This is a genomic window from Paenibacillus lupini (assembly GCF_011761355.1).
Taxonomy (GTDB): domain Bacteria; phylum Bacillota; class Bacilli; order Paenibacillales; family Paenibacillaceae; genus Pristimantibacillus; species Pristimantibacillus lupini.
In genome coordinates this window covers 460,228-485,575 of record NZ_JAASRW010000002.1, presented here as the reverse complement: position 1 = coordinate 485,575, position 25,348 = coordinate 460,228, and the positions used below count along the sequence as shown (strand labels likewise).

At 45.9% G+C, this 25,348-nt stretch carries 17 protein-coding genes; 1 reads left to right on the top strand and 16 read right to left on the bottom strand.

Features of this window, described 5'->3' with window-relative positions; genetic code table 11:
* Nucleotides 1-35 precede the first annotated feature (35 nt).
* From FHS17_RS07680 to FHS17_RS07605, 16 genes are all read right to left on the bottom strand, one after another.
* Nucleotides 36-1,178 (bottom strand): efflux RND transporter periplasmic adaptor subunit, encoded by a 1,143-nt coding sequence (locus tag FHS17_RS07680; protein ID WP_167277535.1) that lies wholly within the window; start codon nucleotides 1,176-1,178, stop codon nucleotides 36-38.
* Nucleotides 1,179-1,194: 16 nt separating this feature from the next.
* A complete protein-coding gene (locus tag FHS17_RS07675; protein ID WP_167277532.1) occupies nucleotides 1,195-2,073 on the bottom strand; it encodes a carbohydrate ABC transporter permease in 879 nt (292 codons plus the stop codon).
* A gap of 16 nt (nucleotides 2,074-2,089) precedes the next feature.
* Nucleotides 2,090-2,968, bottom strand: coding sequence for a carbohydrate ABC transporter permease (locus tag FHS17_RS07670; protein ID WP_167277529.1), 879 nt, complete (start codon nucleotides 2,966-2,968; stop codon nucleotides 2,090-2,092).
* Complete coding sequence (locus FHS17_RS07665; RefSeq protein WP_167277527.1) at nucleotides 2,961-4,367, bottom strand: ABC transporter substrate-binding protein; 1,407 nt, start codon at nucleotides 4,365-4,367, stop codon at nucleotides 2,961-2,963. The genes FHS17_RS07670 and FHS17_RS07665 overlap by 8 nt, the downstream gene beginning before the upstream one ends.
* 23 nt (nucleotides 4,368-4,390) lie before the next feature.
* Nucleotides 4,391-5,812 (bottom strand): ABC transporter substrate-binding protein, encoded by a 1,422-nt coding sequence (locus FHS17_RS07660; RefSeq protein ID WP_167277525.1) that lies wholly within the window; start codon nucleotides 5,810-5,812, stop codon nucleotides 4,391-4,393.
* A 213-nt stretch (nucleotides 5,813-6,025) separates the two neighbouring features.
* A complete protein-coding gene (locus FHS17_RS07655; RefSeq protein ID WP_167277522.1) occupies nucleotides 6,026-7,198 on the bottom strand; it encodes a PD40 domain-containing protein in 1,173 nt (390 codons plus the stop codon).
* Entirely contained in the window at nucleotides 7,191-8,663 is a 1,473-nt protein-coding gene (locus FHS17_RS07650) for a sensor histidine kinase (RefSeq protein WP_167277519.1), read from the bottom strand. Before FHS17_RS07650 ends, FHS17_RS07655 begins: the two co-directional genes overlap by 8 nt.
* A 4-nt stretch (nucleotides 8,664-8,667) precedes the next feature.
* Nucleotides 8,668-9,363, bottom strand: coding sequence for a response regulator transcription factor (locus FHS17_RS07645; protein ID WP_167277517.1), 696 nt, complete (start codon nucleotides 9,361-9,363; stop codon nucleotides 8,668-8,670).
* A 574-nt stretch (nucleotides 9,364-9,937) separates the two neighbouring features.
* Nucleotides 9,938-12,631, bottom strand: a complete 2,694-nt coding sequence (locus tag FHS17_RS07640; protein ID WP_167277515.1) for an alpha-L-rhamnosidase — start codon at nucleotides 12,629-12,631, stop codon at nucleotides 9,938-9,940.
* An 8-nt stretch (nucleotides 12,632-12,639) separates the two neighbouring features.
* Nucleotides 12,640-14,277: a response regulator transcription factor gene (locus tag FHS17_RS07635; RefSeq protein WP_167277512.1), complete on the bottom strand. Its 1,638-nt coding sequence runs from the start codon at nucleotides 14,275-14,277 to the stop codon at nucleotides 12,640-12,642.
* Entirely contained in the window at nucleotides 14,255-15,991 is a 1,737-nt protein-coding gene (locus FHS17_RS07630; RefSeq protein ID WP_167277509.1) for a sensor histidine kinase, read from the bottom strand. Before FHS17_RS07630 ends, FHS17_RS07635 begins: the two co-directional genes overlap by 23 nt.
* Nucleotides 15,992-16,160: 169 nt before the next feature.
* Nucleotides 16,161-19,253, bottom strand: a complete 3,093-nt coding sequence (locus tag FHS17_RS07625; protein WP_167277506.1) for a glycosyl hydrolase — start codon at nucleotides 19,251-19,253, stop codon at nucleotides 16,161-16,163.
* Nucleotides 19,254-19,258: 5 nt separating this feature from the next.
* Nucleotides 19,259-20,143 (bottom strand): carbohydrate ABC transporter permease, encoded by an 885-nt coding sequence (locus FHS17_RS07620; protein ID WP_341805789.1) that lies wholly within the window; start codon nucleotides 20,141-20,143, stop codon nucleotides 19,259-19,261.
* Nucleotides 20,144-20,158: 15 nt separating this feature from the next.
* Nucleotides 20,159-21,070, bottom strand: a complete 912-nt coding sequence (locus FHS17_RS07615) for an ABC transporter permease (RefSeq protein WP_167277505.1) — start codon at nucleotides 21,068-21,070, stop codon at nucleotides 20,159-20,161.
* 70 nt (nucleotides 21,071-21,140) lie between these two features.
* Nucleotides 21,141-22,814: a type 2 periplasmic-binding domain-containing protein gene (locus tag FHS17_RS07610; protein ID WP_167277504.1), complete on the bottom strand. Its 1,674-nt coding sequence runs from the start codon at nucleotides 22,812-22,814 to the stop codon at nucleotides 21,141-21,143.
* A gap of 486 nt (nucleotides 22,815-23,300) precedes the next feature.
* Nucleotides 23,301-24,836: a family 43 glycosylhydrolase gene (locus FHS17_RS07605; RefSeq protein ID WP_243865236.1), complete on the bottom strand. Its 1,536-nt coding sequence runs from the start codon at nucleotides 24,834-24,836 to the stop codon at nucleotides 23,301-23,303.
* Nucleotides 24,837-25,058: 222 nt separating this feature from the next.
* Between FHS17_RS07605 and FHS17_RS07600 the strand changes: the two genes are divergently transcribed.
* Nucleotides 25,059-25,286, top strand: coding sequence for a hypothetical protein (locus FHS17_RS07600; protein ID WP_167277503.1), 228 nt, complete (start codon nucleotides 25,059-25,061; stop codon nucleotides 25,284-25,286).
* Nucleotides 25,287-25,348 lie beyond the last annotated feature (62 nt).

Sequence of the window (25,348 nt, the reverse complement as noted above, 5' to 3'; positions counted from 1 at the left end):
GGGTTGCTTCACTGCTGACTGCCGTTTCATTATATTTATCTCCTCACACGCGTCCCATCGATCAGGAAGCCAGTGCTATTCACGATTACTTCCTGCTGTTCGAACAACCCTCCTGCGACGGATGTAACATATGCGTTGGAGTCAGTAATTTTGATCTGCGTCTCGATGGCATAGTAGGCATTTCCGAGCGGGCCTTCCTTACTCTCCAGCGTGAATACATATGCTCCAAGATCATTATGATGAACGGCTTCATTTGGCACGGTCACCGTCTGTTCCTCGCTGGTCTTCGCGATCTTCACCTGTACACGCTCGCCACCTTTCAGCTTATCGTCCTTGAGAGAAACGGTCACACTGCTCGGCTGACCAGCAGATTCGTTCGTACCAGACGAATCGCCTGTCGGCGGAAGCACTTCTCCTCCAAGCACCCCATCTTCAATAGTCACGAGTGTCCCCGAAATCTGACGACTTGCCTTGCCGGTAACCGTAATTTGATCCAGCGTTTCACCGACTTTAAGCAAGCCGGCGACGTCTCCCGGAATCTGCAACCGGATTTCATAGCCTTTTGCGGAATTGGCTAACACAATATCCGGCGATCCTCCCGGCACGGCACCACCTAGTGCATTAACCTGGGTCACGACACCGGCGAATGGCGCCATGGCCGACTGACCTTCGGCAATACTCTTCTGAAGACTCTTAATATGCTGCTCCTGTAAAGCAATATCAAGCTTGGCTGATTCAATTGCGAGTTTCGCGGCGGCTAATGTCCCCTCGTCACCGTCAGTTACCGCTGCAATATAATTCGTCTGCAGCTGGGTCATGGACAGCTGCTGCTTCTTCAGATTCGTATGCATGTCTTCAAGCTGCAGCAACGCCTCGCTAACGTCGTATTCGATCAACTTTTGGCGGATGGATACCTTGTCGCCTTGTTTGACAAGCACCTTTTTCACCTTCCAGCCTGCCGGATTTGTGATATCCTGCGTCTGACCCGGCTGCACGGTCGCATGACCTTCATATTCGTGCGTTACCGATCCTTTTGCCGCAAGCTGCGTGTAGACCTTCGGCAACGACAAGCCCCGAAGCGTATTACCCGCTAATGTGCATATTGCGAGCAGAGCCAGGAACAGAGCAGCAAAGAGACGTATCTTCCGTTTGCTGAACCCGGACTTCCGTTCTTCCATTACAATCACTCCTGAGTTATCCCTTAATGCCCGAGTGCTGGATGCCTTCCACGAAGTAGGACTCCGCGTATAGGAACAACAACACCATGGGGGTCATATACAATGTGGAAGCGGCAAAGCCGACACCACGTGCCGATTGATTAATTTGCGCCAAATAGAGCGATAGCGGTTGCTTGACTGCATCCTGCAGGAAAATAAGCGGCTGCTCGATCATATTCCAATAATCAACAAATAGCAGTACAGCCAGTGCTGCAAGTCCCGGCTTGGCCAGAGGAAGAACAACCCGTATAAATATCGTTAACTGCCCGGCACCGTCGATTTTGGCAGCTTCGGTCAGCGCATATGGAATATGAGCCATGAACTGTCGCATCATGAAAACACCGAAGGCGCCGAAAATGCCAGGCAGCACAATCGCAGATGAGCGGTTCATAAGACCCAGCATATCAATGACAAGATAGTTTGGGACAAGCGTGACCTGGAACGGCATGAGCATCGTCATTAGATAAACGAAGAACAGCTTGTCCCGTCCGGGAAACCGCAGCTTGGCGAATGCATAAGCCGCCAGTGAACCGACGAGCGTCTGACCGATAACGATCGGAACGACAAGGCTGGCCGAATTCCAGAACATGTTCAGAAATTTCGGGCTTAGGATCAGTACTTGTAAATATTGCTCGAACGTCAGCCAGTCCGGCAGCAGCTTCAGGTTGAGGAACGCATCCTTGCCGCCGTTTGCAGTGTCCACCATTTTTCCGATCAGGTCGTAATTCTGGCTGATTTCCGCTTCCGACATCATGGAGCTAACAAGTGTGAGGCCGATCGGGAACAGCATCGCAGCTGCAAAAATACTGAACAGTACCGATAGTGCAAGGCCTGACAAGCGTAGATAATTGTTCATGATTTCCCTCCTTTCTTCACTCCGTATATTCCCTGAATTTACGTTCAGCGCGGAGCAATCCGGAGGTCATAACCACGATGCAGCCTACCATTAGTGTCGCAGCGGCCGTTAACTTCTGGACATCCAGCTCGAAGAACATATTGTTCATGTAATGCTGAAGCATGTACAGCCGGTCATACGGATAATCTCCGGCCAGCAAGTACGTTTCCCGAAATACCTTGAACGAGTTGATAATGGAGATAAGCAATACGAAGAACATGGTTGGCGTCAAATAGACGAGCGTAATATGCCAGAATTGATGAAAGCGGCCAGCTCCTTCAAGTGAAGCCGTCTCGTAATAATCCTTCGGAATCGACTGAAGACCAGCCAACAGCAGAATCATGTCGTATCCTATGTTTTTCCAAATGTACATCACAACGACGATCGTCATGGACCAATTCGACTGCATCCAATCCACGCGGGCAAAACCCAGCTCGTGCAGCCATGCGTTCAAAGTCCCGTTCCAGTCGAAGAAAATTTGCCATACGGTTACTACGGAAGCGACAGGTACGACAAGTGGCAGCATAAACGACGTCCGCAGCCAGCTGCGAAGAAAGAGCGGCCGATTCAACAGGACGGCAAGCGTCAGCGACAACGCGATGAGCAGGGGTACAGCGATTGCCGTAAACAGCATGGTATTACCCGCAGCCTTACGGAACGAGGCGCTGTGGAGTAGATCCGTATAATTATTCAAACCGACAAACCGTCCCCCGAGCGCGCCGTCAGTGAACGACTCGTAGAAGCCAAGTACGAATGGAATGAGATAAAACAAGGAAAATCCGATCAGGCTTGGTCCAAGGAACAGCCAGACCGCCACACCGTCACCCCGCAGCCGCCGTAACCACCTGCTACTCATTCAGTACAGTCATTGCTTTGTTCTGAATCAACCTCGCAACGTCCTCCGCAGATTTCTGACCGGTGAAGAAGGCATCCGTATTGGCGGCTACAATGTCGAGCACCTTCCCGGATTCGTTCCTCTTGCGGGCGGCGGCGTCCGCAAAACCTTCGAGCTGGTCAAGCTGAGCACTGTCCACTTTGAATGGCTTGCTATACTGCGAATCAATGGATGGAGGTGTGATTGTACCCTGCTCCTTCAACACTTGAATAGCGTCTTGGAAGCGTTCCTTGTTGATTGGAAGACCTATTGACGTGTGATCCATCAAGTATTTCAAGAAATCCCAAGCTGCGTCCTTCACTTTGGAATTGGCATTTATCCCGATGTCTGCTCGCGTTTCGAAGGAAGTGCCGGCAGCCTCTTCGTCTGCATGCGGCTTCACGTAAAAGGCAGTTTCATCGCCAAAAGCGTGTAAGCTGGTCAAATAGTCCTCCGGGGATAAGATCGAAGCATTGATAAAATAACCACGGCCGGCAGAACCAGCGACGCCATCGTCGTACATACTCTTGATTTGCTTCAGCAAGCTGGCGAAGGCAGGTGAATCAAAGCTAGCCTTTCGGCTTGTTTCATCCACAAATCTGCCATAATTGTCCGCGACAATGCTGCGCACAAAATAATCCTTACCGCCTACTTGATATCCTTCACCGCTAACGATAACCGCGTCGTATTTACCCTTTGCCGCGACAAGTTCCCTACCTGTCGTCATGAAATCATCCCATGTCCATGCCCGGTCATCAAACTTCACGCCGGTCGCGGCGATAGCAGCTTTGTCGCCAACCATACCACTTAGGCTAAACGACAATGGGAGGCTGAATTGGCCTGTTTCAGAGTTTCCTCCGTCCAGCACGTTTGCGAAGTAGTTCGTCTTATTAAACGTTTTGTCTCCGTCCATTCTTGATTGCAGATCCTCCAGCAAATGATGTCTTTCATAATCGTCAGCGGCCAAATATCGAAGGTCTAGCAGGTCAGGCCCTTTACCCGCCAGCATGGCTGCGTTCGTGGATGTAGTAAACTTCTCAATGTCCGCATCCGTCTGCTCTCCTCCCCCATCATCGCTATATTCATCGCTCAGCCCGTATTGAAGCTTGATCGTGATGTCCGGATGGGCCTCCTCGTACGCTTTAGCGGCCTGCTCGTATTGCTCGTTCGGCCAGAAAGAAGAGAAGACAATTGTCTTCTTTCCGTTGGAAGACATAGCTTCTTCATCGGAATTTGCGCCTGTTGTTCCGGGTTGACCACTCACCATCCCTGTTCCCTCAGCCGTGTCGCCGTTCCCGGAGGTGCTTCTATTGCTACTGCAAGCTGCCAACGTCAGCACGATAAGGGCAACGGAAAGTAGAATAAGTCCCGTATTCTTCATCTCTATCATTCCTTTACTATTAATTATTCGTTAAGGTAGGTCATCGCTTTATTCTGAACCAGGCTAGCAACGGCTTCAGCTGACTTCTGCCCAGCGAAGTAGGCTTTAGATTCGGTGACGATCAACTCCCGCATCTTATCGGAATCGTCATCCTGTGAAGGGTGTACGGCACCGTTGACATAGGCATCGAGTCCGCTCAGCATCGTGCCGTCCGCTTCAATCATCGCGCCATGAAGAGGCCCTTCTTGGGCCGACTTAAATGACCCTTGCTTCTTCAGCTCATCGATCTGCTTGGCATACGCTGCCTTATTAATTGGAAAACCCGTTGTCGTTGACGGCGACTGTATGTCTTCAGACATCATAAATTTCATGAATTCCCACGCTTCCGGCTTTACTTTTGATTTAGCATTGACTGCAACACTCCGATAGGTCTTGAAGTAACCTCCTGCTGACGTGTCCTGCGCATGCGGCTTCGCATACAACTTCATGTGATCACCTTCTTCCTTATCGAACATCTTCATCTCCAGACCGGAGACCTTCATCGTTTCCAAATAATCCTTCGGCGAATTGATCTGAACACTTCGGAAGTAAGCGTTCGCCCCGCGGCCAGTCTTGGAGACGAGACCTTCGTCAAACATCGCCTTTACCTGCTTCATAAGGCCTGTAAAGGATGCCGAATCAAAATGCGCTTTGCGTTCGTCTGGATTAATGAACAGGGAGTAATTGTCGCTGACAATCTCACCAAGTAAATACTCAGGTCCTTCGTAGGACAACGCAGATGGAAGTCCACCGCTTGCTGTCATCTCCTTTGCCGTTTTCGTGAACTCACTCCACGACCAAGAATGGTCATCAAATTTGACACCTGTCTTGGCAATGGCACCTTCGTCTCCGGCAAAGCCCATGAGGAAGAAAGAGAGCGGCATGGAGTACAACGAATCGCCCATTCGGACATTGTCAAGAACGTTTGCGAAATAATCGCCCTGCTTGAATTGATGATCTTGCTCCATCATCGGACTCAGATCAGCCAATAGACCGTGCTTCACGTAGCTGTCCGATGATAAAATATCCATTGCGAGCAAATCAGGTCCTTTACCAGCCAGCATAGCCGCGTTCATGCTCGATACGTACTTTTCCATGTCCGATTCCAAAGTTGCGTCAGTGTAATCTACATTTTCCAGCTTAATCTCGACATCTGGATGGAGCGACTCGTACTCCTTAATTGCTGCCTCGTATTTGGAATCATGCCAGAAGCTTGAGAAAATGATCGTCTTCTTGCCACTGCCATGCGATGCCCCTCCATCATCTACAGTGGTGGTAGATGATCCTGTAGCTGCAGCATCATTCTCGGGGTTTTCAACCCCATTGTTCCCTCCGCCACCATTACAAGCAGTCAATGTTAGGGCGAGCAGACAGCTCGCCACGATACCGGATCCGTATTTTTTCATGGCCTTATTCTCCTTTTGTTATCGCATTCTATCCTTCTGCCCGCCTCACCGGGCTCTTGTCACATTATAAAAAAGAGATATATCCAAACCTTCATCGTCATGTGAACAAAATGTCTCCAAAATTCAAATAAAAAACAGCAGGATAGACGATAATTCGTCCAACCTGCTGTTATGAGGGATATCTTGCTATTTCTTAACGCCATCACACAGCTATTATTGAAACTGGATGACAAATGTCCGCAATCGTTCCTGGTCCGCCGCTGGTGCCGGAGCAATCTCTTGTGCCGTAGCGGCTTGTGATTTACTCCCGTCGACCAGAAGAGCCCCATCGCTAAGACTCCACAGCATTTGATACGGGACAATGCCCTGGTAAACAGCCGTTTGGTACAGCACGTTGTTGCCCTGCAGCTTGCCGGCATACACCGCCTCTTCATTATTTCGTGTATATGCGATCAACTTCCGGTCTGGTGACACGCTGAAGCTGCCAACCTTCTCCAGCAGAACGGACAGTTCGCCGTTACGGTGATCGTACTGAAACAACGTACCATCCGCGCCAAGAAACATGAAGCGGTCATCGTCTATCCATGTACTTCCGCCATTACCCGATGGATGGTCATATTGGACGACAAAGCTCCCGTCTCCGTTCCGCTTTGCCATTGTAACCAGGTTCCCGTCTTCTATGAGAACGCTGCTTCCATCGTTAGACAGCATGACAGAGGCGCTGCGATTCTCAAGGGAAAAGCCCGGCAGAGGGAATTGTTTTGTCGTTCCCTCCACTACGTCGTAAACGACAACGTTCAATTGTCCCTGGCTATTTCCTGTCACAAGGTAAGAGATGAACCTGCTGTTGTTCGACCAAAGCAGGATACGAGAATGCAGCGTCCTCTGTATACCATTAGAAGAATCAGCGATCGGCTTAACCTGACCTCCCTCCAAGTTCACGAGGGTCAAAGAAGTACCCTTCCCGGATTCCGATAGCCCTGCAATCTTCCTCCCGTCTGGTGACAGGCTGAGTATCTTCAAATCGATGTTCGTAGTACCTGCAAGCTGCTTGGACTGTTCATAAGGAGGAACGAACATCTGCATGCGGTTAGAGGGAGCTATTTGAGGGACGTTATCTTCTAAGTAGCCGATGACGGCTTCCCCGTTAGTCCAGCCGAGAAGCTCGGATGAAGAGGATACAGGCAGCGGATAAATCGTCTTTACCTGAAACTCTTTTCCGAGACTTGCTTCATTTGCCGGCTTCTCGCTTTCTGTCTCCGGAATAACGATCGTCTCGGAACGGGGATTACCCATGCAGCCGGTTGTCATTAGAAGCAGCAGGACAGCCATGAGCGAAGCAGCAATAGCTCGGAGCCGCTTCCACTTTTTAATCTTATTACGCATCGTTAATCTCCCCCTTCTTTCCGTCACCGGGAAGCTCAACGCAAACGGTCGTACACCCTTCGTTGCTTTCTAAACGTATCATCCCGCCGTGATCGTCAACAATGGATTTTACAATACTGAGACCAAGGCCAACGCTCCCTTCTTCCTTAAACTTCCTGTCGCCGGAATAGAAGGGCTCGAACACGCTCGCGATCTGTTCAGGCGACAACGTCTCGCCCGGATTACGGAATGTGAACCGGATAGATTCCGCTTTCGTGGTTCTATCTCCAATAACCGAGATTTCCGCCATTGGTGCGCTGTACTTGATTGCGTTGTCGAGCAGATTGATAAACAACTGCCGCAGCCTGTCCGCTTGACCGAATGCGACAAGTCCGTTCTCCAATTCCAGGACGATACGCTTCTTGTAACGCTTGGCGCGAATTTCCATCGAATCACAGACGTCGCGAAGGAGCGTCCCTGTATCGACAAGCGTAGCTTCATCCATAACGGCATTGCGGTGCGACACTTCAAGCAAGTTCAGTACCATTCCATGCAGCCGCCGACTTTCATCCACGATATGTGTCATCCCTTTGTCGAAGAAAACGCGGTCCGATTCTCCGTTCTCCCGGATAATCTCAGCATACCCAAGAATGGACGTGAGCGGCGTCTTCAGCTCGTGCGTAACGTTATCAAAAAATCGTTTTTCCTGCTCGTTAAGTGCCTTTAACCTGTCGCGGTCGCGAGCAATCATTGCAATCTGGCTATCGATCCGCCCAATCATGTCATTGAAGTTTTCCGCCAACCGCCCAATTTCGTCCTTACGCCTAAACTTCAAGCGGATGTTCAGATTGCCCCTTATAACCTCCGTGGAAGCGTCAGTCATCTTGACGAGAGGAATCGTAATATGCCGGGACAGCATGTACGAGAACAGGAACGCTGTTAGGAAAATCGCTAGCGCAAGATAAAAGAGGATGTTGAGAATTCGTTCCGTCTGCTCATAGAGAGACGAGAAGTCTTTAGCAAATCTCAGAATACCTACCTTTACCCCGTCGATGACGACAGGATAAGAATAGAGCACGGAGCCGGTGCTGCCTTCATACGTAATCGTATAAGCGGTCTTTCCGCCCAGTGCCAGCTTGAGGTCTTCGTTCGAACGACCGGCAAACATTGTCACGTCAGTCGAATACAGTAAAATGCCATCGACCGTGTAGGCGCTGACGTCACTAGAAGTGGCGCGGTGAAGGTCCCAAACCATCTCCTCGGCCATTTGACCGAAATAGAGGTCGTTGTTCGTGAAGTGATTAATGAGAAAAGCTTGCAGGACATAAACGTTGCTGTTATTTTTTAGCTCGACAAGGTCTGAGGTAATCATGTCCCGGTTGCTGGATCGTATATATTCTTTCAGCGTGACGTTCAGAACAAGGAACGACAGGCAAAAGATCAGAAAAAAGCCTATGACGAATTTTGCCCGTAGTGTGCGCAGCATACTGTCAGTCCGTCCTTTTCTCGAACTTGTAGCCGATGCCGAACACGGTTGTAATCAGATCCGCTGCGTCCAGCTTCTTGCGAAGCCGCTGAATGTGGGTGTCAACCGTCCGCATATCACCGGGGAAATCGTAGCCCCAGACGAACTGAAGCAGCTCCGCCCGCGTGAAAATTTTGCCCCGGGCACCAAGCAGCGTCATAAGCAGATCGAACTCTTTCGGCGTGAGGTCAACCGTCTCGCCATGCTTGGTCACAAGCCGCTCGGCTGGAGAAATGATGATGTCCCTGAAGCCGATCACCGAGGGCGCAGCCTCCTCCACAGCCTGTTGGGCTTGTGCCAGCCGGCGGAGTATCGTACGGATACGAGCCACGACCTCCCGCAGATCAAACGGCTTCGTAATATAATCATCTGCTCCTACTTCTAGGCCGAGGATTTTGTCCGTAATATCCGATCTCGCCGTAAGCATGAGTATAGGGATATTATATTTGGCAGTTACCTGCCTGCAGATATCGAGGCCGCTTTGGTCCGGCAGCATCCAATCCAGTACCAGCAGATTAGGCTGGAATTGCTTCAGTTCCCGAAGCCCGTCTGCACCGCTGCCCGCTATACGGGTCTCGAAGCCTTCGCGCCCCAGGCCGTAGGCGAGCAGATCAGCGATTGCCTCTTCGTCTTCGATGATGAGTATTTTCGTTCTATCCATTATGAGGCTCCAATCTGTACAAGTCCAAATCGCGCTTGCGTGAATGAGTCGATAATACCATAACTCGTCTATTGAAATAAAACTTCTCTACTAACTCAAAGTGTACCGTCCAATTGTTATGAGAATGTCTAGAAGTTGTGTTCAACTTGTCTAGAAGATGTCAACAAAATGTGTCCAGACCTTAATAGGTAAGAAAGCAAGAATCAACATTAGTTTCTTTATTATCACCCACTTACTTATCTTAACAACTTCATCTTAAAAAAAATAAAATGCCGCCTATCAAAATAAACTTGATAAACGGCGTTTTTATTAGGCATTATGAATTCCTCGTATTGGACTCTGACCTTCGTTTCCCCTCTGCTTTGGTAGAAGCTGTTCTCCGAGAATTGTTTCTCGTAGATCGGTGTCACTTCAGATTCCACCTCACGATGAACACCCTTGCTCTTGGCTAGTGGTTGGCAACTACAAGCCCCCACATCGGACTTTCACCGCCTAGTTAATCGCTATGCGTGGCACACCAACAAAAGGGACAGCTGAAAATACTCAGTTGTCCCAAATGAAAGGTAAAGTAAGATTAATGCTTGCCTGTTGTTTTAAAACTATATTTCCCGGATTGAACTGACGTTAAGGCATAATGCATTCCTTCTTCGATGACTCGCTCGAAATCGGTTTTCTGTCCATTTTCAAACAGTTCCTCGTCCGAGGAGGTAAGCGGAAGCTTGATGGATGCCGTTGTATTTGCCGGTATACTTACGTACAGGCTCGAGCCGTCTCTGTTATGCGAGAAATCAACTTCAATAAGACCTCTTACCGATTTGTAACTACCTCTTATGTGTCGAACGGAGGTCGAATACATCGGTGCGATGTTAATTTCTTTATAAGCATCTTTCCTTGAAGAAATGCCGAGCATATCTTTATATAACCACTCCAGGATATGGCCCATCATGTCATGATTGCGAGAGCGGGCATCGTCTGTCCAAAATTCTGGCAGCGCTGTCTCGCCTTTCTCTACGAATCGGATATAGCTGGGGTGCTCAGGCTGCATCATCATCTGATAGACAATCTCATTTTGTTTCATGCCCGCCAAGGCACCGAATAAATACCGTAGTCCGATTTCACCGGACAGCAATTGATTAGAAGAAGCGGCTTGTAACAAAGCAGCCTCAACATCCTGCCGATGCCGGTCCGGCACAAGACCAAAGTATAAAGGCATCGCTTGCATGACTTGGTTAGCCGGATGATGGGTTCCATCCCGTTTACAATAAGCATATCGTCGATGCTCCCCATTGATAGACTTTAACAATAGACGGTTATAGTTTGATTTGATTCGTTCAGCCTCAAGGCTATAATGCACCGCATCCTCTGGAAATCCAAGCATCTCCGCATACTTTGCCATCAATACATAGTCATAGCAGTAGATCGCAGTTTCAACATTCTCAATATAGTCCCCACCTGTTTGCGGGATAATTCCCCAGTCCCCAAGTCCATGACCAATGAGTCCATCCTGTAGTTCCATTGATTTCAAATAGTTCATGTATCGCTTCATCGCCGGGTAAGCTTCGATGATAGCCGTCCGATTGCCATAGGTCTCCAGCAAAAGCTCCGGCACAATGACAATCGAACTCCCCCAAGCGATAGAATCCCTGAATGGACCTTCAAATTTGGAATATTCAGGAGCGATATCCGGTATAAGTCCTTCCTCCGTCTGCGCCTCTATCATGTCACGGGTAATCTTCAGCCACAGTTCATCTACATGCTTTACATACATGACAGAAGGCCCCATTAAATGTGCAGTCTCAATCCAGCCTAATTTTTCAATGGTTGGGCAATCGGAGTGGACGCTTTGAAGGTTGCTTTCGATGGCTTTAAGGATAATTTGCGCCAGCTTTGTAATCCGCGGATCATCCGTCTCTAATTCGCCAACATCCTGCGAAGCCGAGGTGACGAAATGTCCCCTTACATCGTGAATGAAAGGTTTGCTTTTATCCTCCATTTCCCTGGTGCAGCCTTCAATCTGTACCCATCTTGCCCCATAGCAAGAAAAATCCGGTTTCCAGACTTCTACTTCACCAGTACCCGCAAGCGTATATTCCGAATAGGTAACGATGTCCCAAGGAGTTGCGACTGTACCATCTTCATTACGCAGTTCCCCCGGCTTTATCGTTACCTTGCTTCCCGCAGAGCCGCTCACGTAAATTTCAAACATCCCTGACATGTTCTGACCCAGATCGAAGACATAGACTTGTTCATGAGGTTCTTCAATCAAGACGGTATCATAAATATGCTTCACAACAATTGGAGGTTGATTCTGACAGCTCAGCGATCCTGTTGGAGGGATTAGACAAGTTCCCTGCTCCCAACTAGAATCATCAAACCCAAGGTCATTCCAGCCTGCTGGATACAGCCTCGCGTCATAATTTTCGGAGCCATATACGTTCGCCAAAGTGGTTGCGCTATCCTTGACGGTCCACTCATCATCGCTGGTACAAATATGGGCTTTCGTACCATCCTCGTATTCAATATGCCATTCCCCGATCGCCATGAGCTCGGTACCATATGCTTCGTAGCCCTTATCCATCGTATAGAAATGTCTGTCACCCGCATCCCCAGAATAAAAGCCATTACCGACAGATAATCCAATCGCATTCAATCCATCACGAATCTGCTTCGTACAATCGAAGCCTACATATTGGATAGACTCCCGATAATTTGTCCATCCGGGGTCCATCTCGTGATTACCAATCTTACTGCCATTCATGTAAAGCTTAAAATGACCCAGTCCCGAAACAAAGGCAATTGCCCGCTTTACGGGCTTGTCTATTCTGAATTCGCTACGGGCATAGAACGGTTTGTTTTTACCGGTACCTATCCAAGCTGCGCCCCAGCTCTCCCCATGTAGGTAACCTGTATAAAAGAATTGCGTTTCACTCCATGAAGCCTTATCATCTTGGTCCCATACGGCAACCTTCCAGAAGTACCCCGTTGTGCTGCTTAGCGGCCTCCCTTCATAGGAAATACCAAGTTGATCATCAGACTTAACCTTGCCGGTGTCCCAGACTGCCTTATCCGGTATTTCAAGCGCTTCTTCACTTTGCGCAACAATGATGCGATAATTCGTCTGCTGTTCTGCCCTTCCGTCTCCTTCTAACTGCCAGGAAAATGATGGCTTACAAGTATCGATACCAAGCGATGAATAATAATTTTGCAAATGAAGATGATGCGGTCTAATGAGAAGCACACTCCCTTTATGATTATTAATGCATTCCATATAATGGCCTACAATGACTTAGAACGGAACTCCTGCGGCGTCAAGCCGGTCTCTTTTTTGAAGAATCGTGTAAAATACCCCGCAGTTGAAAAGCCTAGATTGCTGGCTATATCTTGAATGTACAGATTCGGTAGATTCAGCTGCTCCTTCGCTTTATCCAATTTGAGAGCCGTAATGTAATCGGATAAAGTCACGCCTTCGGCTTGTTTGAACAACCGGGACATATACTCCGGGTTCAAATACACTTGTTCAGATAAGTTGGTTAAAGACAAATCACCCGAGAGATTTTGATGAATGTACTTTTTCAGTCTGCCAATAACATCATTTTTGACCATGCTCATCTGAGAGCTCTGGAATTCAAAGAATAATAGGGCAAGCTCCATCAAAATATCAATCGCTTGCTCCCATGTACGATGAATGATCGGATTCATCAGCATGTTCAATAGCGGCTGGATCTGAGGCTTATCCGAAAGCCCAAATTTATTCAAACCTATCAAGAAACGAAGCGAATAGGAGCTGTAGGCAGCCAAAACCTTGTGATCCTCCATAATAAAGGGCCGCAAGCCCGCCCGCAGCATTTCAATGAGCTGTAACAACGCTTCTTTTTGACCACTCTCCAAATACAGCTCTACTTTGCTCGCTTGCTGCTGTAGCGCAGCAAGCTCCTGATAATTACTGTTCTCATCAGAAAGAGTGACCGAAGCCATGCTTTTCTCCGTTAGAATAATTCGTTCTTCGCCATGGTAAGGATAGAAAAGTAATTTGATAACTTGAATAGCCCTGGAAGTCTCCATCCATCCCATAGGCTGATCCATGAGAGCAAACGATACAGGCAGCTGTAATGTAACTTCAGCAGAACGTTGAATGGTTTCAAAGGAGCCGATAAGAAAGGCATGTATCATCTCTCGCGAAAGCAAGGTATCATCTTTAGGTTGTATGAACAGATAGTAATAACAATGTGAATCCGAATAGCCAGTAATCTTGACAGAAGGGCAGAGATAACGCTGACAGAGTGCGTCTAGTGCAGCGAACATGTAATCCTTCTCGGTTCCTTTCAATCTTTTGGAGCCTTCATCCAATCGAGCGGCGGCAAAATACACTGGCAATTCCTTTTCTAGTGAAATATTCAGATCCATAAAGGAACTATGCTCAAACTCTTCTTCGTTCAACAGACCCTCTGCCAAATCCGAAAGAAACAACGATCGGTAATGCGAGCTCTGCCGCTTCTGGAGTTGAATGGCTTGCTGTAGGAGCGACTCCACGCGCAGACTTTCTTCGAGCTCCTGAATCGTATCTTGAACAACTTCAAAAATTCTGGCGTCACCTTCGCTTTTCAGCACATAACGGACTGAGCCTCTCTTCACTGCTTCATAAATATAGTCAAAGTCATGATAACCAGTTAGAAAGATAATCCTGCAATCCGGCCAGCGTTCTCTTACTTCCTCAGCGAGCTGAAGGCCTGTCATCGATGGCATACGAATATCCGTCAGCAAGATGTCTATCTTTTTCCGCGCGAGAACTGATAAAGCCTCAATAGCCGAGGATGCCTGATAAACAGCCAAATCCCCAGTGCTTTCTTGTGTAAATAATTGAACCAATCCTTCAAGTATCAACTTCTCGTCATCAACGATGAGCATTCGGTTCATCTAAGCTCACCTCCCGCTGAATAGTCATGCTTACTTTAACGCCCCCAAGCTCACTGCGCGATACCGCCAGTCCACTTGTCTCTCCGTATTTAAATTTCAAACGCCGGTGAACATTCAAGATCGCCGTCACTTCCGGACCTTCATCCGACGCTTCCAATAACAGATTCATTTTCGCAACTTCAAGCTCCCCGTTATCTCCGTTATCTTCCACGTCGATAACGATTCTGTCATTCCAAGACGTTACACTTACTCTAAACAACCCATCCTCCAGCTTGTCTTCCAACCCGTGTAGGAACGCATTTTCCACAAGCGGCTGCAAAATAAGCCTCGGCACCTCAACGCCTCGAATATCGTCAGGCACATCACTGAACTCTACGGAAATACGATCTGAGAATCGAGCTAATTGAAGCACAGAGTAATTACGCGCATGGGCAATTTCATCTTCGATTCTTACCGTATCCCTAGCATTCCGGGTAATGAATTGAAAATAATGTGCCAAATGTTCCATAAAATGAACAGACTGTTCTGTCCGTTCTAATTTAATCATTCTGATCACGCTAAATAGACAGTTATATAGAAAATGGGGATTGATCTGCGACTGCAATTGCTTGAGCTCCGCACTCTTGATTAATATTTCCTGCTTATAGACTTGCTCAATCAACGATTTAAGATTCTCAAGCATTTCATTAAATCGTCCATAGATATACTGAAATTCATCGTTTTTGTCATGCTGGATGTTCATTTCGAAGTTTCCTTCTTCCAGGTGTCGAAACGCGCGGACAATCTTTACTAGTGGCCTTCTAATCGTTCGATTAATATAGATTAGGTATAGTGCAATGACAAGTACAGTAAGAATGAAGAAAACAACTGTCCATTTGACAATTTGGTTTACTTTCTCAAATATGAGGTCCTTACGGATGTAATGATCCAGCATGATATCAAATTCAGTTGATTTGGCATGAATGAGCAAAAACTTTTGTCCGTGAAGGGTAACCTCACCCGTTTTGTTCTCGCTGCCCGTCTTGAACCAATCCTTTTGTCCTTCATTGATCGTCTCATCGAACAGCGGCTCACCATTAAGCCGCAGTTGAATCGCTCCCGTATAATCACGCTGTATGGAACTTACCATCGTTTTTTTCAATACGTCAGGTGCTAATTCTATTTCAACAATCAGATCAGGCATCCCGTTTACTACCCTATATTCGGGATAGGCATCCATGAGCAGCAGACCATTATTTGCACGCAGTTGATAGTTTGAGGTTAATTTATCCGGTGTGATAATATCCGGGTTTAATTCGCCGTATCCAGTTACAGCGGAAATTTCTGATTTCATCGTCGGAAGATAAATGCGAACATCGCTGATATCGTCATTGCTGTTTTTCACCGTTAAGAGCTGCGCCCTAATGTTAAGAATTAATTCGATTTTACGGTAACCGTGCACGGTGTCGGATGTGTTAACCAGTTCCTCAAGAAAATCATTATTAAACAGTTGATTCTGCATCATCGCTAATCTTTTTATCTCATTATCCAAGTCCTTCATATAATTGGTCGATTGAATCTGTGCTGAATCCGTAATGTCTTTCTTAATAATTGTTGTACTCCAATTATAGAGAAAGGCAGCCAACAGATAGATTGGCAGCGTCGCTATGATGAATGCAATAATCATTTTTGTATATATCGATGTGCTTCTAGGTCGCATTTTTATGAGTCGCATGAATACGAAGTTCACTCCCAATTTCCCCCGCTCCCATCTGGGAGTGAAGACAATTTGACACTAATAACGTATCAATTCCTAGCTTACACTTCCAAGTGAGCGGTATTCAAATTAGAATGAAAAAGAAAGAACCGGGCGCTTTAGCGCAAAACCCGGTTAATAAAGCTGTTTATAATGCCGCTCGCTTGTAGATATGAATTTGACTCAACAATCCATAGGGAACTGTTACATAATCCGGTGTATATTCGGCTCCAGTGCGACGATAATCCCACCATTCTTTCCAATTGTAATGGGTACCAGCTTGATGCAGCGGCCCCAACACATTGCGAGGGCTTCCTGCGACTTCAATATCGATATGATTTACACCATTCAGGAGTAGTCCGCTAATATCCAATTGCTTCGCAGCGGACCAAGGAATATGTCCGGCATGCTTGCCATTCACCTTGATATCCACTGTAACCGCCTTGTAATCCCCTAATTCAAGGATCATTGCACCTTCCGTATCCTCTGGTACATAATCATACTCCAAGTGATAGATCATGCTTCCACAATAATGTAGGTATCCTTGAAGCCCCCAGTCGCCAAAGCGCAGCTTATCCGGTTCCTTGCGTATGGTTCGGTCTGACATGACAGCGAAATCGCCAATGAGAAATGAATCCTCAATCTCCATATCATGCGAGTAATTGCAGTTTAAGATTAGTGTATTGCTGCCACGCGCAAGCCTTGGCAGGGGAATCGTTCCGATACTACGGTCGAGATACCAGCCTTCGTGCTTACTAGGTACAACATCTCCATTCAGGATTAAATCGAAACGCTCAGCCTCTTCAATACCAATTCGCACCTCTGAATCCGGAACGTCAATAACGTCAAAGACAAATTCAAGAGATACGGGCGTTCCATCGCATTCATGAGCTTCATGAATCCACAAATGTCTTTGTAATCCGCCATTGGCATATACCTGCCTCATCTTAAGCTTCTCTCGAATATCACGCTGAGCCAACCATACATCCATAACCTCGGACCACCAACCATCGGATAACCGATAGCGGCATTTATCGAGTGTTAGTACATTTGGTGCTGTTCTAGTAAATCGAGCAACTGGGCCTAATGCTGCTACAAATTGTTTGCTGTTCGAATGATCCATTTCCGGTTCTACGAAAATGCCTTCTTCTGCAGTCTTACGAAGGACGTAGAGCTTCGAATCTGCATGACCAAACGCAGCACGGAATCTCATTTTCCCAGCTCTATAACTAGCCTTCACTGGCTTAACGGTACCGTTTAGAACATCCCATTCTTCGACATTCCCGCAGCCGCTGAGCTCGAGCTCAACGTCGTAAGCAGAATTCCGATCCTTATTTACGACAAACAGGACCCGACTATCTTCTAGATCTCTCAGCATATAGAGGAAGGCTTCCGCTTCACGTCTATTACTGTTCTTAATGCTGACCTCACGAGGAAGAATTCGCTCCAGTACAGCTGGAACATCACCTTGATCTTCCACTTGAATGAATCCTTCTAGATCCGCAAGCCGCCTCATATCTTCAGATGGAAGGCCATTAATAAGAGCAGGTAACTCTCCAACCGCAATTACTTTTCCGCCGGATCTCAAGAATGCTTGAAGCAAGTCAAACGTAGTGCGGAGCAAATTTTTCATGTTAGGCATCACAGCGACGGAGTATGACGCCAAATTAACATTCAATTTTCCTTTCTCTGCACTGCCGCATTCCTCTAAAATCAGTTCATCACCTAAGTCGTAGTCGTAATGAGAGGCTAATAACAAATCAATAAATTGGCTGAAAGAGGCATCATAATCTTGAACCTCTTTTATTCTGCCAGCTTGATTTGCGTAATCACCCTTCACGTCAACACCAAGCATTGTCCATGCACTAGTAACAGGGTGGAGCACGAGTACGTCACGAATAGCCTCACCTTCACTAAGTACAGCCCCTAGTCGTGCATAGTAGTCCTCAAGCACATGGTTATGCTCCCACCAGTTCGTATTGTAATTGAAAGAAGGCGGATAATCCCTTTTGCGGCAGCCTTTCAACGAATAAAGGGCAAGATGATGCGTTAAGAAATTGACGCCAAGTACAAACTGCCAATCACCAAGCCACCTTCGTCCTTCAAAAGTAAATTCCCATCCCGTTACGCCGTAGGTCTCGGTGATGATCCGTTTCTTCCCGTATTGCCTCGCAACGCTTGCTGCCTGCTTGATCGTTAAACTCTCATCCGTCTGCTCACACAATGTATCGATACCTGGGATATCCAGATAACGATAGTGTGGCATTACCGCACCCGTTGTCTGAATGGAACCGAGCATGCTGCTTTCCGAATGGAAATGGCCGGTAAACTGTAGGCCATTTACGCTGCACCAATCCCCAATTTGTTTCGTATAAGCTTCACAGAACAATTCGGTAATCGTCTTCCAATAGTCGAATCTCGCTTTTTCTGCCCCATCACCCATAAAGAATAGGTAAGGCAGTACATCCCAAATCTCATATCCGTTTTTTTCTTTGTAATAGGCGGGGAAGGCATCCGTCCAAGACATCCAGGCTCGATCGGTAAGATTAACTTCAGCAAATCCACGAATGCTTGGCTCGTCTGTAAATATACCGGGTACGGTCTTGCCGAATTCTTCACCTACCGCTTCCTTGTAGGCTTCATAAGTGGACTGAATGAATAATTCTGTAGAACGGGGATTCAGATTATCGGTATACGTATCACCGTGACACCAGTCATTAGCTGGGGCAACCTCACGACGGAAAACAAGATAGACAACTCCGTCTTTCGTCTGAATTCCTCCATCAATCATATCCTTTTCCAACAATTGAAAGCTTTGAATCCTATCATCATGAACGCTTGCTTCATATACCGCCAGAACTTTTGTATCCACTGTTGCCGTAGTTGTCACTTCGATCGTAAGGGCTTTGGCTCGTACATCATCCCCACCAAGCTTTGGAACCTGTCCGCCTCCCATACCAGATGAATAGCGGTCTTCGTCATAAAGCCAGGCAAATACTCCTTCTTGTTTCGCAGTCTCAACGGTTTTCTTAATTCGCTCCATGAACTCGGCCTGCAGATAAGGGGTTTCTAACCCTTCCCGCACATGCATCATGAAGCCGCCCATCCCCTGTTCCTTGAAGCCTTTCACTTGACGGTCAAGCTCTTCCTGCTGCAGATCATCGTTCCATGACCAGAACGGAACGCTACGATATTCCATCTCCGGCTGTTCGAAAATTTTTTTTATACTCGTATAGTTCATGCCCATTATCCTTTCACACTTCCGAGTGTTAAGCCCTGTACGAAATATCGCTGAAGGAACGGGTAAATACAGAGAATCGGCAGTATGGAGACAAATAACTGCGCAGCCATAACTGTACGGTCCGAAATCGAGTTAAGCACGGACAAGTCACTAGTACTCATACTATCCAGTGATTTCGATACAATAACCGTTTGGAGGTAGGTTTGAAGAGGATAATGGCTTGGTGAATTCATATAAATGAGGCCATCAAACCACGAATTCCAATGCAAAATGACAGAGAAAAGCAAGATCGTTGCTATGGATGGCTTGGAAATAGGCAAATAAATACTCCATAGCGTTCTCCAGTTCCCAGCTCCATCGATCATAGCCGACTCATCCAACTCATGTGGAAGTGTCCGGAAAAAGTTCAACATGAGGATGATATTAAATACGTTGACGGCCGATGGAATAATTAGAGCCCAGATGGAATCCATTAGACCTGTTTGTTTTACCATCATAAATGTAGGGATTAGACCACCGTTAAAGATCATCGTGACTACAAAGAACCAAGAATAAGCGGTACGATAACGAAAACGGCTGTTTGATTTGGACAAAGGATAAGCCGCAAGTATGGTCAGAAGCATACTTATCGCCACACCCAGAACCACTCTTTCCACCGATACAAGGAATGCCGATTTGAAAGCAGGATTATCCAATATATACTGATAGGAACTTAAGTTAAACCCTCGAGGCCATATAGTAACCCAGCCGGCCGTAACAGCCGAGTTGGAGCTGAACGACATCGCGAGCATATGCAAGATTGGAAATAAACACGTTAATGCAAATACGGCAAGTACGATATAGTTAAGCGCGAGAAATGATACTCGCCCGAATGATCGTCTTTCAATCACTGCTGCCAGCCTCCTTTAGAAAATCCGATAATCTGCAATTTTGTAAGCCATGAAGTAAGAGACTGATATAAGAATCAAGGATACAACCGATTTAAAGAGGCCTACTGCCGTAGCTACACCATACTGCATCTGCTGCATACCAATCCGATACACAAAGGTATCCAGAATATCCGAACTGCTATAAACCTGTGGACTATACAAATTGAAAATCTGATCAAACCCTGCGTTAAGGATATTGCCAAGAGCAAGCACGCTCAGCAATACGATAATCGGGCGCATGCCTGGAAGAGTCACATGCCATACTTTTTTCAAATGACCTGCCCCGTCAAGCGCCGCCGCTTCATAAAGCGATTTATCAATACTTAAAATAGCTGCCAGATAAACAATCGTATCAAAACCAACTTCTTTCCAAATATGCGATGCAATTAAGATAAAGCGAAACCAGTGCTCATCCCCAAGGAAATAAATTGGTTTTATGTGCAGAGTGCCGAGAAATACGTTAATTATTCCTCCGGATGGCGATAAAATATCGATCAAAATGCCGGATAAAATAACCCAGGAAAGAAAATAAGGAAGGTACACGATCGTTTGCACGGATCTTTTGAATACCATCGACTTTACTTCATTTAGCAGCAATGCCATTAAAATCGGAAAAACCATCCCGACGACCAACTTCATAATTGCTATCAAAAACGTGTTCTTAAGAACTTGCAGGACACCTGGCATATGCCACAAATATTCAAAGTTCCCAAAACCAATCCATTTCGATCCAAACCATCCGTTAGCAGGAAGAAAATCTTGAAAGGCAATAGCAAGTCCCGCAATTGGTCCATAACTATAGATGATCACGATAATGACGGCAGGCAATAGCATGATATGAAAAGCGGTTTGTGATACCCCGCGTTTTTTTCTTTTTAACGCTTCCATACAATCCTCTCCTGTCTGTGTTGAGAAAGAAGGGGAAGGAGCGATAGCTCCCTCCCGCTACATGAATCTCTTATTTCTTTGCAGCATCCCATTCATTGACTTCATTCGTAATTTGAGTAAGCCCCATGCCATTCAAGTTCGAAACAAATTTGTCAAAGTTATCAATCGAATCTGCACCCATGATCACTTTAGTGAAATATTCGATTTCCGTTTTCTTGATGGTGTCCATACGGCTTTTCATTGTATCGGTTGGTGCACCGTAGAATTGGTCAAGCTGGAACAGATTATTCTGATCATATTCATTCATAATGCGGAACGAGCCCGTTTCGCCAAATACCTTTTCAAACTGAGCTTGTGTATTATCGCCAGCTTGGTATTTCTTGATGTTATCGTAGTAGCCTTGTTCTTCACTGTTCAGTTTAGAAGTATCACCGGATTTGAGTGCTTCTGTTACATTCAAATGTGCGGTTAAATTTTTCTTGGCTGCCCATTCCTGGAATGCCGTCGGATGTTGGCCTGGACCATCAGGTCCAAAGAACTTGTCATACATTTCTTTGTCCGGACCACGATTCGCTTCTGTAAAGAGATTCAGCATTTTGATAAGGGCTTCTGGATGATCGAAATCTTTTTTGACCACATAATAACCACGCACGTTTAGCTTAATTTGAGGTTTAGCAGGCTGATCATCGTTGGATGCAAGAGCAAAGGCCATCCAGTTTGAATCCTTGAAATTGTCTTTCGTTTGTTGAAGTGGATACATGCCGTTCCACATTGCACCGTATTCAATTCCCACTTTGCCGCTTGCAGCAAGCTCGGATGCTTTAGCCGAATCCTTTGCTCCAAAGTCGGTTTCGATCAGTCCATCTTTATACATCTTGTTCAAGTAGGTAAGAGCATCTTTCATTTCCGGCTGCACGCTGCCAAAGGCGAGTTTACCGGAACTATCTCTTACCCAAATATCAGGGGAAGCATGGAATCCATTAAAGATACCAAGTGCCTCTGCAAGACCTGGGTTTAAGAAGTCTTTGTTCAGCATTAACCCATAAGTGTCAGCTTTACCGTTTCCATCTGGATCCTGTTCTTTAAAGGCTTTCATAACGGTATACAGATCTTCCATATTCGTTGGAACTTTCAGTCCAAGCTTATCCAGCCAATCTTGTCGAATCCACAGGAACGAGGCTGTATCGATTGACGAGTCTACTTGAGGGATAGCCAGCACTTTACCGTCAAATGTCGCTGAGTCCCATGGCGCTGCTCCCGCTTCACCTACTACGCTTTTCGTTAAATCGGATGCATATGAGTCGTATACCTCTTTAAGATCAGTGCGGATCATATTGGTCTTCGAAAGAACAGCCAATTGATCTATGCTAACGGTCATTATATCTGGAATATTAGCGGACGCAATCGCAACGCTTTTCTTTTGACTGCATAAGTCATTCCCTTTACAGAACCAAGAAGCATTAAGATTAATACCATACTTGTCCCGATACGTCTGATTCCATAAGTTATTAGGCCAATCTGCTTCTTTGAAGTCTTTAGCCATGGCGTCAGCAACTTGAAAATCAATTGAAATGTTCAACTGCGGATCATACTTTGCATTCGGGTCGACCGTCTCTGCCTTATTCGAGGTATTCTGACTTGCCTCTGTGGAACTTTTGTTAGCTTCTGTGTTGTTATTACCACATCCAGCCAGCAAGCTTGTACCTAACGCTAATAAACAAATAATTGAAAACGCCTTCTTCATCTTATCTAAGCCCCCCATTTGTTAATGTTTCTGCATAAATTAATATTAATGCCCTTAAGCTTTGAAAGCGATATCAAAAGCTTGACATCGCTTACACTCTGTTGACATTTTTTATTAAACATAAGTCCATATGACCATTTCATCTTTCTAAAAACACAAAGGCCGTCCCTCAGTTCCAGGGCAGCCTTTGTGTTTTCCTCATTGCCTAATAGAGATAGTTTTCATAGTAATTCGTTTTTAATTCTCAAAAAAGAAGATATCGTAAAGGATTACTTTCGCTTTTTTAGGTCACGATCATTTAACTTATTGAGCATCTCCATGATTTCTTGCATTCCGTAGGAATCCATGGCTTGAGGCTCTATTTGAATAATAGCGATTGATTCGTCTTTTGTTTTCTTACGAACCCGAGATGCATGCAAAGTTTCATCACATATCGGCCGCTTGATTCACTTATATTTTCACAATGTTTACAGAGGACATAATTTGTTAATTTTTAACTAATGAAAAATTATCTACTCTTATCCAATTACCAGCATTGGCAACTGAGAAGACACCAATTTGAATGGAACCATTTGTTACTTGAATATTAGAAATTGTGACTTGTGTCCAACTACTTATACTGCTATTAATGGCATAGTCTTTCTCGGTTCCACCAAAATTTTTAGCAAAAATTTGAGCCGTTGTTTGGCCACCGCTGCTCTTCACCCATGCTTTGAGCGTATAGGTTCCATTCGGAACGGTAATGTTCTGGTACATGCTAGCATTATAAGCTGATGCATAAGATTGTGTCATTGCCCATCTTCCGGACTGTCCTCCTGTTACATTTGAGTTTGCTTCAGCAGAAGAAAGGTTATCCCAATTTGTCCAGCCAGCTAATAAGTTCTGTGAAACCCGGTCAGCTTCATATCCCGGATTTAACACGTAGTTATTCCCCGATCCTACGCTCCAAGTACCGTTTGCCACGTCGATATTCCATTGACTTAAGGAGTTAAAGTAAGGCGTACTCCCATTGAATGAAATAGGAACCCATTGATTGTAACCTATCCCGTTTCCTGCAAAATCACTCCACCTATCGCCGCCGAACACGACGAAGGATCCAGACGTGCCCGTGACAGTAACTGCTAATCCTGTTTGCGTTACGTGAGAGAAATCAGCATCTGTACCCGACATAACTGATTCCGCAGAATATGTCCCCAAAATGTTAGTGGATTTAATAAAGTAGGTGTGAGATGAATTCCATCCATGTAGATCTGATGAAACCATGTAGTAGTAACCATTGTGTTTGAACATGACATTGCCTTCTCTACCGCCGTTGGCACTTGTATACACTTCAGTAGCAGCCTCGATATGTAGCGAATCCGATGCTCTGATAGGCGCGACATACAGATGGGTTCTGCCGTTTGAATTGCTAAAAATCAGGTATGCTTGCCCATTATCATCCACAAAAACGGACTGATCTCCTGTAGTCGCTGTTACAACATTCGGAATATTACTTTCAACATGATCGAATGTAAATGGACCGCTTGGAGAACTACTCGTTAAGAAAATGACTCCTTCTCCAGCAGGACCACCATATTGACCAATGATCACATACTTACCTGTATTGGCATTATATACGGCGCCAAGTCGTCCAACCCAAGATGCAGGTTCGAACGTTGTACCTGCAGCACCTGCTACAACCGCATTCCCTCTGAACGTCCATGTCGCTAAGTCAGTAGACGAGTAAATTGTTATTGCATTAAAACTAGTATCCGAATTTTTCGCGGTTGGGCTATTCGCATAGGTGACAGCCCCATTATATTTTACGCCGTACCAATAATAAGTGCTTCCTATCTTAAGAATACCTCCGCCTTGTGAGTAAATATTATTATTAGAAGTGTCTTTCCAGAAAACGTCGTTTTGAATTAAACTACTGGCAGCATATGCGGGTTTAGGAGAAAGATATCCTACCTGAATCGATACCAACAGCATGATCAACATCATGAGAATTAGCTTAATATTGCGTAAATTAATCACTGTCATTACATTCACCCTTTTCAATTTGATTTTTGATTCGAGTTCCTCGTAATACAATAATCAGACTTACAATTCGACTGCTATAGCCGCCTCCTTCCTGTCCCAGACTACTTTAATTCTATTTTTAAGTGATAGCGCTTACAATGTGAATTAGCCGACTTTCCTATCACTATGTCGACTAATTAGAATGGTATCCGCAGTCTGTCATTCAGCACGGATAGCGAGCGTATGGGAAACCAATCAGACATCAAAAATTTCAAAGAGAAAACGGCCTACTCTTTCGGAATGGAAGGAGTAGGCCGTTCAGATTATATCGAGATGGATTGTTACACGTATTGGCCCTTAGTACCTGTTGAAGCAACTGGCATTCAACTTGGATCCAATATAACGAATAAAAAAGACAAAGTTCCTTATGTAGCAGGAAAACAATATTCGTTAATGAAAAACAACTATTAATGTACCCATAATATAACAAACAATAGCCCACGCAGAATTAGCTTGGGCTATTGTACTACAAG

Bases quoted from the DNA above. Each gene is read 5' to 3' on its own strand.
- FHS17_RS07625 (WP_167277506.1), bottom strand. From the start codon at position 19,253: ATGAACTATACGAGTATAAAAAAAATTTTCGAACAGCCGGAGATGGAA.
- FHS17_RS07675 (WP_167277532.1), bottom strand. From the start codon at position 2,073: ATGAACAATTATCTACGCTTGTCAGGCCTTGCACTATCGGTACTGTTC.
- FHS17_RS07635 (WP_167277512.1), bottom strand. From the start codon at position 14,277: ATGAACCGAATGCTCATCGTTGATGACGAGAAGTTGATACTTGAAGGA.
- FHS17_RS07660 (WP_167277525.1), bottom strand. From the start codon at position 5,812: ATGAAAAAATACGGATCCGGTATCGTGGCGAGCTGTCTGCTCGCCCTA.
- FHS17_RS07640 (WP_167277515.1), bottom strand. From the start codon at position 12,631: ATGGAATGCATTAATAATCATAAAGGGAGTGTGCTTCTCATTAGACCG.
- FHS17_RS07655 (WP_167277522.1), bottom strand. From the start codon at position 7,198: ATGCGTAATAAGATTAAAAAGTGGAAGCGGCTCCGAGCTATTGCTGCT.
- FHS17_RS07665 (WP_167277527.1), bottom strand. From the start codon at position 4,367: ATGAAGAATACGGGACTTATTCTACTTTCCGTTGCCCTTATCGTGCTG.
- FHS17_RS07615 (WP_167277505.1), bottom strand. From the start codon at position 21,070: ATGGAAGCGTTAAAAAGAAAAAAACGCGGGGTATCACAAACCGCTTTT.
- FHS17_RS07630 (WP_167277509.1), bottom strand. From the start codon at position 15,991: ATGCGACTCATAAAAATGCGACCTAGAAGCACATCGATATATACAAAA.
- FHS17_RS07645 (WP_167277517.1), bottom strand. From the start codon at position 9,363: ATGGATAGAACGAAAATACTCATCATCGAAGACGAAGAGGCAATCGCT.
- FHS17_RS07605 (WP_243865236.1), bottom strand. From the start codon at position 24,836: ATGACAGTGATTAATTTACGCAATATTAAGCTAATTCTCATGATGTTG.
- FHS17_RS07650 (WP_167277519.1), bottom strand. From the start codon at position 8,663: ATGCTGCGCACACTACGGGCAAAATTCGTCATAGGCTTTTTTCTGATC.
- FHS17_RS07670 (WP_167277529.1), bottom strand. From the start codon at position 2,968: ATGAGTAGCAGGTGGTTACGGCGGCTGCGGGGTGACGGTGTGGCGGTC.
- FHS17_RS07610 (WP_167277504.1), bottom strand. From the start codon at position 22,814: ATGAAGAAGGCGTTTTCAATTATTTGTTTATTAGCGTTAGGTACAAGC.
- FHS17_RS07680 (WP_167277535.1), bottom strand. From the start codon at position 1,178: ATGGAAGAACGGAAGTCCGGGTTCAGCAAACGGAAGATACGTCTCTTT.
- FHS17_RS07600 (WP_167277503.1), top strand. From the start codon at position 25,059: ATGGGAAACCAATCAGACATCAAAAATTTCAAAGAGAAAACGGCCTAC.